9 protein-coding genes and 1 pseudogene are annotated in these 12,916 nt (G+C 55.5%); 3 read left to right on the top strand and 7 right to left on the bottom strand.

Annotated features, from left to right (window positions below; genetic code table 11):
- Positions 1-6 precede the first annotated feature (6 nt).
- Positions 7-1,467, top strand: coding sequence for a dipeptide permease DtpD (gene dtpD / locus J4728_RS08230; protein WP_208211573.1), 1,461 nt, complete (start codon positions 7-9; stop codon positions 1,465-1,467).
- A gap of 48 nt (positions 1,468-1,515) precedes the next feature.
- Here the strand turns inward: dtpD and glnB are convergent, their stop codons facing one another.
- The 5 genes from glnB to purL all read right to left on the bottom strand — a co-directional run bounded on the left by glnB (position 1,516) and on the right by purL (position 9,853).
- Positions 1,516-1,854, bottom strand: coding sequence for a nitrogen regulatory protein P-II (gene glnB, locus J4728_RS08225; RefSeq protein ID WP_000717694.1), 339 nt, complete (start codon positions 1,852-1,854; stop codon positions 1,516-1,518).
- A 76-nt stretch (positions 1,855-1,930) separates the two neighbouring features.
- Entirely contained in the window at positions 1,931-3,265 is a 1,335-nt protein-coding gene (gene glrR / locus J4728_RS08220) for a two-component system response regulator GlrR (protein ID WP_024131115.1), read from the bottom strand.
- Entirely contained in the window at positions 3,265-4,029 is a 765-nt protein-coding gene (gene qseG, locus J4728_RS08215) for a two-component system QseEF-associated lipoprotein QseG (protein WP_076741729.1), read from the bottom strand. The genes glrR and qseG overlap by 1 nt, the downstream gene beginning before the upstream one ends.
- A gap of 1 nt (position 4,030) precedes the next feature.
- Complete coding sequence (qseE, locus tag J4728_RS08210; protein WP_001676035.1) at positions 4,031-5,461, bottom strand: two component system sensor histidine kinase QseE/GlrK; 1,431 nt, start codon at positions 5,459-5,461, stop codon at positions 4,031-4,033.
- A 504-nt stretch (positions 5,462-5,965) separates the two neighbouring features.
- Positions 5,966-9,853: a phosphoribosylformylglycinamidine synthase gene (purL, locus tag J4728_RS08205; protein ID WP_208211571.1), complete on the bottom strand. Its 3,888-nt coding sequence runs from the start codon at positions 9,851-9,853 to the stop codon at positions 5,966-5,968.
- A 24-nt stretch (positions 9,854-9,877) separates the two neighbouring features.
- Between purL and J4728_RS08200 the strand changes: the two are divergent.
- Both J4728_RS08200 and mltF read left to right on the top strand, forming a co-directional pair.
- Positions 9,878-10,108 (top strand): annotated as a pseudogene (locus J4728_RS08200) (hypothetical protein).
- Positions 10,109-11,653, top strand: a complete 1,545-nt coding sequence (mltF, locus tag J4728_RS08195; protein ID WP_000734241.1) for a membrane-bound lytic murein transglycosylase MltF — start codon at positions 10,109-10,111, stop codon at positions 11,651-11,653. It abuts the pseudogene before it with no gap.
- 50 nt (positions 11,654-11,703) lie between these two features.
- On the opposite strand, the gene tadA is transcribed toward mltF, so the two are convergent.
- Together tadA and yfhb are read right to left on the bottom strand one after the other, a co-directional pair.
- Positions 11,704-12,255: a tRNA adenosine(34) deaminase TadA gene (tadA, locus tag J4728_RS08190; RefSeq protein WP_001134566.1), complete on the bottom strand. Its 552-nt coding sequence runs from the start codon at positions 12,253-12,255 to the stop codon at positions 11,704-11,706.
- Between the two features lie 24 nt (positions 12,256-12,279).
- Positions 12,280-12,915: a phosphatidylglycerophosphatase C gene (gene yfhb, locus J4728_RS08185; protein ID WP_000253558.1), complete on the bottom strand. Its 636-nt coding sequence runs from the start codon at positions 12,913-12,915 to the stop codon at positions 12,280-12,282.
- Position 12,916 lies beyond the last annotated feature (1 nt).

Below are 12,916 nucleotides of genomic sequence, written 5' to 3'. Positions count from 1 at the left end.
GACTTTATGAAAACACCCTCACAACCGCGCGCGATTTTTTACATCGTGGCGATTCAAATTTGGGAATACTTCAGCTTTTACGGCATGCGTGCCTTACTCATCCTTTATCTTACCCACCAGCTTGGTTTTAATGACAGCCACGCGATCAACCTCTTCAGCGCCTACGCCTCTTTAGTTTACGTTACCCCTATTCTTGGCGGCTGGCTTGCCGACCGCCTGCTTGGCAACCGCGTGGCGGTTATCACCGGCGCCTTATTGATGACGCTGGGTCATGTGGTATTGGGCTTAGAATCTGATTCAACGCTGAGTTTATATGCGGCGCTCGCCATTATTATCTGCGGCTACGGCTTGTTTAAATCCAATATTAGCTGTCTGCTGGGCGAACTTTACGCCCCTGATGACAACCGCCGCGACGGGGGATTCTCGCTGCTCTACGCCGCCGGGAATATTGGATCGATAGCCGCGCCGATCGCCTGTGGTCTGGCGGCGCAGTGGTATGGCTGGCATGTCGGCTTTGCGCTGGCGGGCGTGGGAATGTTCATCGGCCTGCTCATCTTTTTAAGCGGTCATCGCCACTTTCAGCAGACGCGCGGTGTTAATCGCCCCGCGCTGCGGGCGGTTAAATTCGCCCTTCCAACCTGGGGTTGGCTGGTATTAATGCTGTGTATCGCACCGGTATTCTTCACCCTCCTGCTGGAAAATAACTGGTCTGGCTATGTGCTGGCCATTGTCTGCGTCTTCGCGGCGCAACTTATCGCCCGTATTATGGTTAAATTTCCCGAACACCGTCGCGCCTTGTGGCAAATCGTTCTGTTAATGATCACCGGCACTCTCTTCTGGGTTCTGGCGCAGCAGGGCGGAAGTTCGATCAGTTTATTCATCGACCGTTTTGTCAACCGCCACTGGCTGAATATGACCGTTCCCACCGCATTGTTCCAGTCGGTCAATGCGATTGCGGTGATGGCGGCGGGCGTGGTGCTGGCGTGGCTGAGCAGCCCGAAAGAGAGCGCCCGCTCGGTGCTGCGCGTCTGGCTTAAATTTGCCGTGGGGCTGGTATTAATGGGCGGCGGTTTTATGCTGTTGGCGCTAAACGCGCATCAGGCCCGGTTAGACGGGCAGGCATCAATGGGAATGATGATCGCAGGGCTGGCGCTGATGGGCTTTGCAGAGCTGTTTATTGATCCGGTCGCGATGGCGCAAATTACCCGCCTCAACCTGCCTGGCGTCACGGGCGTACTAACCGGTATTTATATGCTGGCGACCGGCGCGGTCGCTAACTGGCTGGCTGGCGTCGTCGCGCAACAAACCACGGAATCGCAAATTAGTGATACGGCGGTAGCCGCCTACGGACACTTTTTCTCGCAAATGGGCGAGTGGACGCTAAGTTGCGTGGCGCTGCTCGTCGCCATTGTCGGCCTGAGATGGGTTTGCACCCGGACTACATCGGCGCTACCGCAGGGCGATTAAACGGTGGCTCGCTGCCCACAAGGAGGAGACGGGCAGCGAATCGGCACATCAGATAGCCGCGTCGTCTTCTTCGCCAGTACGGATACGAATAACGCGGGCGACATCAAAGACAAAGATCTTACCGTCGCCGATTTTCCCCGTCTGCGCGGTACGAATGATGGTGTCAACACAGGTATCCACGATGTCGTCAGGCACAACGATTTCAATTTTTACCTTCGGCAGAAAATCCACCATATATTCCGCGCCGCGATACAGCTCGGTGTGGCCTTTTTGACGGCCAAAGCCTTTGACTTCAGTGACCGTCATGCCGGTAATACCTACCTCGGCCAGCGCTTCACGGACATCGTCCAGCTTGAAGGGTTTAATAATCGCATCAATCTTTTTCATGCTATTCCTTGAAAAGGTCGCCTGTGTTTTGATCGGTTAAACGTAACATATTTCGCGCTACTTTACGGCATGAAAACTACTCTTTGAAATCATTCGCATCCAGTTCGTGGCGGGAGAGTAGCTTATAGAATTCCGTGCGGTTGCGCCCCGCCATCCTTGCCGCGTGCGTCACGTTACCTTTGGTAATTTGCAGTAACTTGCGCAGATAGTTCAGTTCAAATTGGTTTCGCGCTTCGGCAAAGGTGGGCAGCGCGGTGTTTTCGCCTTCCAGCGCCTGTTCGACCAACGCATCGCTGATCACCGGCGAAGAGGTTAACGCCACGCATTGTTCAATGACGTTGACCAGTTGGCGCACGTTGCCCGGCCAGCTTGCCGTCATCAGCCGTTTCATTGCATCAGTAGAAAAGGCGCGAACAAACGGTTTATGCCGCTGTGCCGACTGTCTGAGCAGATGATTAGCCAGCAGCGGAATATCCTCGGTACGCTCCGCCAGCGCCGGAATTTTCAGGCTCACGACATTCAGCCGGTAGTACAAATCTTCACGAAATTCGCCCCGCGCCATCGCCTTCGGCAGATCGCGGTGCGTCGCGGAAATAATTCGCACGTCGATATCAATATCGCGATTGCTGCCCAGCGGCCTGACTTTGCGCTCCTGTAACACCCGCAGCAGCTTCACCTGTAACGGCGCGGGCATATCGCCAATTTCATCCAGAAACAGCGTGCCGCCTTCCGCCGCCTGGAACAACCCTTCACGATTGCTCACTGCGCCGGTAAAGGCGCCGCGCGCATGGCCGAATAATTCGGACTCCAGCAACTGTTCCGGTAACGCGCCGCAGTTGATGGCGACAAACGGCTTGTTACTGCGCGGGCTGGCATTATGAATCGCCTGTGCGAAAATCTCTTTCCCGGTGCCGCTTTGTCCGTTAATCAATACGCTGACATCCGACTGCGCGACCATGCGCGCCTGTTCAAGCAGTCGCAGCATCAGCGGGCTACGGGTAACGATAGCGTTGCGCCAGCTATCGTCCGTCGCGGGAGCGGACTGTTCCAGCGCTTCATCTATCGCTTTATATAACGCGTCTCTGTCGATCGGCTTCGTCAAAAAGCTGAATACGCCCTTCTGGGTAGCGGCCACCGCATCCGGAATAGAACCATGCGCCGTCAGAATAATAACCGGCATTCCCGGCTGTACTTTCTGAATTTCTGTGAACAGTTGCATACCATCCATTTCGTCCATGCGCAGGTCGCTTATTACCAGATCCACTTTTTCCCGATGCAGTACCCGCAGTCCTTCCTGGCCGCTCTCTGCGGTCACTACGCTGTATCCTTCACTGGTCAGGCGCATACCGAGCAATTTCAGTAATCCGGGATCGTCATCGACCAGCAGCAGGTGCGCCGGTTTACGGCTTATCATGGCGTTACCTCATCTTGTGACGGCGACGGCGCCGCGCCATCTCCAGACGTCGCGGGTTTGTCATTGGTATGCGGCGTATCGGCGTTGTAATTCCCTGCCGGTTTTCGTGTCGAAAGCTGGCGCTCAATATCGGTTAAACTCTCCAGCTTACGGGTGGTAAGATCGAGCTGCGTTTGCAAGGCCTGTTGCTGCTGGCGCAGCGCATCAAGCTCACTATCTGACGTTTGCTGGAGCTTGCTATAACGCTGACGTTCGGCAGAAAGCGCTAATTGCAACGCCTGACCGTCATGCCAGATTTGGTAGACGGGCCGTACCTGAGCCGGTATTTGCGCGCTTAACGCCTCCAGACGGGTCACTATGGCGCGCCGCTCCGGCGGCGTAATTTTTGCATCCGCCAGTAAAATCCCGCGCCTGAAGGCATTTTGCCAGTTATCATCCGTCAACGCGCGCGCCTCTGCGCGCGACTGAACCGGCATCAGACGATCGGCGCAGTCAATCGTGCGTAGCCAGTACAGCGGATTCGTCTCCACCGCCTGCCCGCGTAGCGACCAGATATCCGCGCACGCCGTCGGGAGATAATCCGCCAGTTGATAATGGGGGAGCGTGTCCTGCGCTGCGCTACCGGGCAGTTGCTGTGAAGCATGGGGAACACATGCGGTCAGCGCCAGACACGATATGCCCACCGGTATTCCCCACCGCAAAAGGCATCGTTTAATAGTTTGGACGAAAACGTGTGACATACGCACCAGGCTTAAATTCATATTAGTGTTTGTCAGATGCAGGCAGCGGCAGCGAGATGCGAAAACAAACTTCCTGCGCTTTGTCATCCACCAGTTGGATCTCTCCCTGCATTCGACGAATACAATCTCTGGCGATACTCAGCCCTAACCCACTGCCTTTTACCGCCCCTTTTCGCTGGTGGCTTCCCTGGAAAAAAGGCTCAAAAATCATTTCTCTTTCGGTTTGCGGAATCGGCTCGCCGCTATTAACCACATCGATATAAACCGTGGAGCCCTGAGAGCGACTACGGATACAAATGTTACCGGATTCAGCGCCATAGTGCACCGCGTTGGAATAGAGATTATCCAGCACGCTCATCAGCAACATGGGCTCTGCTATGCAGCGTTCGGCCTCCAGGTCGACATCGGTATGCATCATTTTAGCGCGGGCAGGCAAACTGTGGGCGGAAACCACCATATCCACAAGCGGCGCGATATCGACCGCTTCCAGCTCTGTGGCACTGTCTACCAGTTTCCGGTTGTAATCAAGCAATTGCTCAATCAATTTTTGTAAATTACGACTGCTGTCATCCAGAATATCGACCACCTCTTTTTGCTCCGGCGTCAGCGGCCCAACCACCTGATCGGCCAGCAGCTCAGTCCCCTCGCGCATACTGGCCAGCGGGGTTTTCAGCTCATGGGACAGGTGACGTAGAAACTGATGGCGCTGGGATTCCAGCCACGCCAGACGCTCACTCAGCCAGATAATGCGCTGCCCCACCGATCGTAATTCACGCGGACCGGTAAAGGTGACGGTATTCCCCAAAGAACGGCCTTCGCCCAGGCGATTAATCATCCGTTCAATTCCTTTCACCGGCCCGATAATCATGCGGGTAAAAAGTAGCACCATCGCCAGACTCACCAGAAATAGCACCAGCGCCTGCCAGCCGAAAAATTGTCCGCGCTCGGCGATTTCTTGTTGTAACTGCTGCCCGCGCGAGTAAACCACAGTACGCGTCGCCTGCACCATTTCCGTATTAGCGTTGGCAAAGGCCTCCAGACGCGCGGCCGCTGCCGCTTCCGGGCCGCTATCTTTACACTGCAATTGCGCCAGCGCGTTTAAATCCTGGCGTAACGCCTGATACAACTTATCATCCGGCAAGACGCCGGCATGGGCGTCCAGCATATCGCTATAGCGCTTACGCTGGCTTTGATACACTTTTGCCAGCGTCGGATCGTCAAGCACGCAATACTGTCGGTAGCTTCGCTCCATCTCCAGCGCGACGTTGGTCATCGCCTCGCTGCGCCGGGCGTCAATAAGCGTGCTGCGGTTAGTCACCGCAGCCTGATCGCTTAATGCGTTAAGGCTTTGCCACGCCTGCCAGGCCAGAACCAGCAACGGCAGCAGGATCAGCAAAAAGGCCAGCATGACCAATTGTCGTAAAGAACGGGGGAAAACAGACCAGCGCTTCAACGTGTCGCTCACATAAAAGAAGAATAAAAAAGATGCTAACCGAGGGAAGCGCCAGATACAACAAAGCCGGGCTAAACCCGGCTTTGTTATGGAATAAGGCGGTGCCTAACTCGACGTTTCGCCCGGAGGTTGATAAAGCTACGCTATTATCAGAAGTTGGACGGCAGGCACCTTGTTGTGCGTCATTCGAAGTTTATGTAGCGCGTCCCTAAGGGGCTGACATAAGAAGGTGAATGAGCCACTGGTTATCATTATGCAGTAATTGTGCCAGGTTGCAAAACAATTAATTAACATGATGATTTTAATATATTTTATAACTTAACCTCACTCTGGCGCTAACGAGCAAAACTTAAGCAATATGTCGCCAAAAGGCAACACTAAACACCATCACCTTAATATTAATCGAAAAACAATGAGTTAAGTGTCACCTTTTAGCGACACTGTATTTAGGGCGATGTCGGCATTTCGCGACACCACCCAAATACGGGACGGCGACGAATGGAACTACCCTAGCTGCTTACGCGCATTACGGAAGATACGCATCCACGGGCTATCCTCGCCCCAGTTTTCCGGGTGCCAGGAGTTGGCGACGGTGCGGAATACGCGTTCCGGATGCGGCATCATAATCGTCACCCGACCGTTTTCGGTCGTCACCGCCGTGATGCCGTTCGGCGAACCGTTCGGGTTAGCCGGATAGGTTTCAGTCACCTTACCAAAGTTATCAACGTAGCGTAGAGCGACCAGGCCTTTGCTCTCAAGCGCGGCAAGATGCGCATCGTCCCGCACCTCAACGCGCCCTTCCCCATGGGAAACCGCAATCGGCATCTGTGAGCCTACCATTCCTTGCAGCAGCAGCGATGGGCTTTGCGTCACTTCCACCAGGCTGAAGCGGGCTTCGAAGCGGTCAGAATGGTTACGTACAAAACGCGGCCACAGTTCGCTGCCCGGGATCAGCTCGCGCAGATTCGACATCATCTGGCAACCGTTGCACACCCCAAGCGCCAGCGTCTGCGGACGATGGAAAAAGGTTTCGAATTCGTCGCGCACCCGAGGGTTAAACAGAATGGATTTCGCCCAGCCTTCGCCCGCCCCCAGCACGTCGCCGTAGGAAAAGCCGCCGCAAGCCACCAGCGCATGGAAGTTGCCCAGACCGATACGACCGCCCAGCAGGTCGCTCATATGGACGTCAATCGCGTCAAAGCCCGCACGATGGAACGCCGCCGCCATCTCCACGTGAGAGTTCACCCCCTGCTCGCGCAGTACAGCGACTTTCGGTCGTGCGCCTGTCGCAATGTACGGCGCGGCGATATCTTCATTAATATCAAACGACAGTTTCACGTTGAGGCCCGGATCGGCATCATTCGCTTTCGCCTCGTGTTCCTGGTCGGCACATTGCGGATTGTCGCGCAGACGCTGCATCTGCCAGGTCGTTTCCGCCCACCAGACACGCAGCGTAGTGCGGCTTTCGCTGAATACCGTCTGGTCATTAGCGGTAATCACAAAGCGATCGCCAGCCAGAGCCTGACCAAGGTAGTGGACGCAGTCAGCAAGGCCGTACTGCGCCAACAGCGCTTCGACCGCGTCTCTGTCTTCAGCGCGTACCTGAATCACGCCGCCCAGCTCCTCGTTGAACAGTGCGGCCAGATGGTCATCGCCCAGCGCGGCGATATCGACCTGCACGCCGCAGTGGCCGGCAAAGGCCATCTCGGCCAGAGTCACCAGCAGACCGCCGTCGGAACGGTCGTGCCAGGCCAGTAATTTACGCGCAGCGACCAGCGCCTGCATGGCGTCATAGAAGCCTTTCAGTTGCGCGACGTCACGCACGTCCGCGGGTTTGTCGCCAAGCTGACGATAGACCTGCGCCAGCGCCGTTGCGCCCAGCGCGTTGTGGCCCTTGCCAAGATCGATCAGCAACAAGGCGTTATCTTCCGTTGACAGCTGCGGCGTAAGGGTGTGACGCACGTCTTCCACGCGAGCAAACGCGGAAATCACCAGCGACAGCGGCGAGGTCATTTCGCGCTGTTCGTTGCCTTCCTGCCAGCGGGTTTTCATCGACATCGAATCTTTGCCCACCGGAATCGTCAGGCCAAGCTGCGGACAGAGTTCCTCTCCCACCGCTTTAACCGCGTCATACAAACCGGCATCTTCGCCAGGATGACCGGCTGCCGCCATCCAGTTAGCGGAAAGCTTAATGCGCTTGATATCGCCAATCTGCGTCGCGGCAATGTTAGTCAACGCTTCACCGACGGCCAGACGGGCGGAGGCGGCAAAGTCCAGCAGCGCCACCGGCGCGCGCTCGCCAATCGACATCGCTTCGCCGTAGTAGCTGTCGAGGCTGGCGGTAGTGACCGCGCAGTCAGCTACCGGGATCTGCCACGGGCCAACCATCTGGTCACGCGCCACCATACCGGTGACGGTACGGTCGCCAATAGTGACAAGGAAGGTTTTTTCCGCCACGGTCGGCAGATGCAGAACACGCTTTACCGCGTCGGCAATCGTGATATCCGCGCGGTTCAGCGCATCGCCTTTCGCCTTCAATGTTTGCACATCGCGGGTCATTTTCGGCGTTTTGCCCAGCAGGACATCCAGCGGCAGGTCGATCGGCTGATTGTCGAAATGGTTATCATGCAACGAGAGATGCTGTTCTTCGGTAGCGTCGCCAATGACCGCATACGGCGCGCGTTCGCGCTTACACAGTTCATCGAACAGCGGCAACTGGTCAGCCGCGACCGCCAGTACGTAGCGCTCCTGGGATTCGTTACACCAGATTTCCAGCGGGCTCATGCCCGGCTCGTCGCTAAGAATGTCGCGCAGTTCGAATTTCCCGCCGCGCCCGCCGTCGCTCACCAGCTCCGGCATCGCATTGGAGAGACCGCCCGCGCCCACATCATGGATAAACAAGATTGGGTTAGCGTCGCCCAACTGCCAGCAGCGGTCGATCACTTCCTGGCAGCGGCGTTCCATTTCCGGGTTGTCGCGCTGAACAGAGGCAAAATCGAGATCCGCATCAGACTGGCCGGAAGCCATTGACGATGCCGCGCCGCCGCCGAGGCCGATATTCATCGCCGGGCCGCCAAGGACGATCAGCTTCGCGCCCACGACGATCTCGCCTTTCTGCACGTGATCGGCGCGAATATTACCGATCCCGCCCGCCAGCATGATCGGCTTATGGTAGCCGCGCAGCTCTTCGCCGTTGTGGCTGTTCACTTTCTCTTCATAAGTACGGAAGTAACCGGTCAGCGCCGGGCGACCAAATTCGTTGTTAAACGCCGCGCCGCCCAGCGGACCTTCGGTCATGATATCCAGCGCGGTGACAATACGTTCCGGCTTGCCAAAATCCTCTTCCCACGGCTGTTCAAAGCCCGGAATACGCAGGTTGGAAACGGAGAAGCCTACCAGCCCGGCTTTTGGTTTCGCGCCACGCCCGGTGGCGCCTTCATCACGAATTTCGCCGCCGGAACCGGTCGCCGCCCCCGGCCACGGAGAGATGGCGGTTGGGTGGTTATGCGTTTCGACCTTCATCAGAATGTGCGCGGGCTCCTGATGAAAATCGTAACGGCCAGTATTGTGGTCGGCGAAGTAGCGCCCCACCGCAGATCCTTCCATCACCGCGGCATTGTCTTTATAGGCAGAGAGCACATAGTCCGGCGTGGTTTCGAAGGTGTTTTTAATCATTTTAAACAGCGACTTCGGCTGCGGTTTACCGTCGATAATCCAGTCGGCGTTAAAAATCTTGTGGCGGCAGTGCTCGGAGTTCGCCTGGGCGAACATGTACAGTTCGATATCGTTCGGGTTGCGCCCCAGTTTGGTAAACGCCTCCTGCAAATAATCGATTTCATCTTCCGCCAGCGCCAGACCGAGACGCAGGTTGGCGTCAATTAACGCCTGACGGCCTTCTCCCAGCAGATCGACACTGGAAACCGGCGCAGGCTGATGGTGGATAAACAGTTTTTCCGCATCGGTTAAAGAAGAGAACACCGTCTCCATCATACGGTCGTGCAGCTCTGCGGCCACTTGTCGCCACTGTTCCGCCGTCAACGTCGAAGCCTCGATATAGTACGCTACGCCACGCTCCAGACGATCAACCTGTTGCAGGCCGCAGTTGTGGGCGATATCCGTTGCTTTTGAAGACCAGGGGGAGATGGTACCAGGACGCGGTGTGACCAACAGGAGTTTACCCGCCGGCGTATGGCTGCTAAGCGCCGGGCCGTATTGCAGCAGACGGGTAAGCTGCGCCTGCTCGCTATCATTTAACGGGGCGTTCAGGTCAGCAAAATGGACATACTCAGCGTATATATTGTGGACCTGGAGGTTGGCAGCCTGAAAGCGCGCCAGCAGTTTATTGATACGGAATGCAGACAGTGCAGGCGAACCACGCAGAATTTCCATCATAAGTCTCTCGTCTTCTAAGCTTCGGTGTGCGCAAGGGGGGAAACGGCCGTCATTATAAAGAATCTGGCGCGCTGACGAAACCGTTTGCGTAGAAATAAAATCACCGCTTTTTCTTGTCATACGGTGCGGCTATCGTTGCGAATAAGTTGCCAACTGGCGCATTGTTACGCAAAATGCCGCTCATTAATGACTTATCTATTGCAGCAAAACGTCTTTTTCAGCCCGAGGCAACGCACGATCCAGAGAATTAACTAATTGAAAAAATTAAAGATTAATTATCTGTTCATCGGCATATTGACGCTGCTGCTGGCAGCAGCCCTTTGGCCCTCAATCCCCTGGTTCGGTAAAACCGAAAACCATATCGCCGCGATTCAAGCCCGGGGGATACTGCGCGTCAGTACGATCGACTCGCCATTAACCTATTCCGTTATCAACGGTAAAAAATATGGTCTGGACTATGAACTGGCGCAGCAGTTCGCCAACTATCTCGGCGTGAAGCTGAAAGTGACGGTGCGCCAGAATATCAGCCAGTTGTTTGACGATCTGGATAACGGCAATGCCGACCTGCTCGCGGCTGGGCTGGTCTACGACAGCGCACGCGTTAAAAACTATCAGCCCGGTCCCATGTATTACTCGGTTTCGCAACAGCTCGTCTACCGGGTCGGACAATATCGCCCACGTTCGCTGGCGACCGTTAACGAGAATCAGCTTACCATTGCGCCAGGGCACGTCGTAGTCAATGACTTACAGCGTTTAAAAGAGACAAAGTTTCCCGACCTGAGCTGGAAAGTGGATGATAAAAAAGGCTCGACGACGCTGCTGGAAGAGGTCATCAGCGGCAAACTGGATTACACCATTGCCGATTCAGTGGCGATCAGTCTGTTTCAGCGCGTTCATCCCGAGCTGGCCGTGGCGCTGGATGTCACGGATGAACAGCCCGTGACCTGGTTTAGCCGACTGGACGACGATAATACGCTCTCCGCCGCGCTGCTCGATTTTTTCAATTCGATCAATGAAGACGGGTCGTTGGCGCGGATCGAAGAGAAATATCTGGGACATGGCGATGATTTCGACTACGTTGATACCCGCTCTTTCCTGCGAGCGGTAGATAACGTCCTGCCGGAGCTGGAACCGTTATTTAAAAAATATGCCAAAGAGATAGACTGGCGCCTGCTGGCGGCGATTTCTTATCAGGAATCACACTGGGACCCGCTGGCGACCTCGCCAACCGGCGTGCGCGGCCTGATGATGCTGACTAAAAATACCGCCCAAAGTCTGGGGCTGACCGACCGTACCGATGCGGAGCAAAGCATCAGCGGCGGCGCTCGCTATCTTGAAGATATGATGGCTAAAGTTCCCGAAACCGTTCCGGAAGACGAGCGTATCTGGTTTGCTTTAGCCGCCTACAATATGGGTTATGCGCACATGCTCGACGCCAGATCGCTGACGGTAAAAACCAAAGGCAATCCGGATAGCTGGACCGATGTGAAGCAGCGTTTGCCGCTATTAAGCCAAAAACCGTATTACAGTAAGTTAACCTACGGTTACGCGCGTGGACATGAGGCTTATGCTTATGTGGAAAATATCCGTAAATACCAGATAAGTTTGGTGGGGTATTTGCAGGAAAAAGAAAAGCAGGAAGCGGAAGCTATGAAACTGGCGCAGGATTACCCGGCGGTGTCGCCGGAGGAGCTGAATAAAGCCCCCTTCCCCTTCCTGTCGTTTTTATCGCAGTCATCAGGCTACCTGACGCATTCGCCGTCTTTACTGTTTACGCCGCAGAAGAAAGAAGAAAAATAGCGCGATGGTCTTATCGGATGGCGACGCGCAACGTCTTATCCGGCATTGCGCTATACTGCCGGCCCCGCGCCTTCCGCACGATCGGCTTTCTTCAGAGCTTTAATTTCCTGACGACGCATACGGAAAAAATCACTGAGCAGCGTCGCACATTCATCGCGCAACACCCCTTCAATAATCTCGACCCGGTGATTCATTCCCGGATGGTGCAGCACGTCAATTAGCGATCCGGCCGCGCCGGTTTTTGCATCGCGCGCGCCAAAGACAACGCGTCCAATGCGGCTATGCACCATAGCGCCTGCGCACATCACACAGGGTTCCAGTGTGACATACAGCGTGGTATCCAGTAACCGGTAATTCTGCAATACCAGACCTCCCTGACGCAGCGCCATTATTTCAGCGTGCGCAGTAGGATCGTGGCGGCCAATGGGTCGGTTCCAGCCTTCGCCAATGACGCGATGGTTATGCACCAATACCGCGCCAACCGGAACCTCGCGTTCGTCCCAGGCGCGTTTCGCCAGCGTCAGCGCGTGGCGCATCCAGTATTCGTGATCTAATTCGACATCAGACAAAGAGGTAACTCCGGTAATGAAAGCGGGCGGCATTATACACAGACGCTATGCGTTTCACTATTCGAGCTGCTGCAACTCGCCGTGCGGCGTCACCCGCCAGCGATGCTGGCAAAAATAAAGCAGCGGGTTATCCTGTTTGCTGTCGCTGTAGCCGCTATAAAGACGCAGCGGCGTACCGATTTTACGTTCCAGTTGCGCGACTTTTTCATGGCCCAGACAGCGCACGGTTAATACCCAGCCGCCATACCGTCGCGCCATCTGGCTGGCGATGAGGTTAACGCGCGGCAGCCACGGCGTATCAAAATAGACTTGCTCTACCAATGATTGCGGAGAACCGGTAATAAGCCAGATATCCGCGTCAGAGCTCAATAGATAGGTGGTCAGACGCTCCTGTACTACCGGAAACGCCGTGACGTTAGCGCGAAACCAACGGACAAAATCCGCCTGATGCGCCTGCAAACGCGTTTCGCTATGGCCAAAAGTACAGCCCCACAATAACAGACTCATCGGCCAGCGGGCCGCACGCCCTTTTACCAGTAAACCGATACCGATAATGGGCAACAGCGGCAGTACGAGCAGCGCATTTAGCGGCTGACGGCGCAGCAAATAACGCAGAAAACTGCCGAACATATCCTGTTGATGTAACGTTCCATCCAAATCAAAAAAGACGACACGACGCTCGTGGCTGACCAAA

The sequence above is a fragment of the Salmonella sp. 32070601201500089SM genome (genome assembly GCF_017573605.1).
Lineage (GTDB): Bacteria > Pseudomonadota > Gammaproteobacteria > Enterobacterales > Enterobacteriaceae > Salmonella > Salmonella enterica.
The sequence above is the reverse complement of the archived record's forward strand: the minus strand, read 5'-3'. Positions and strand labels throughout refer to the sequence as shown.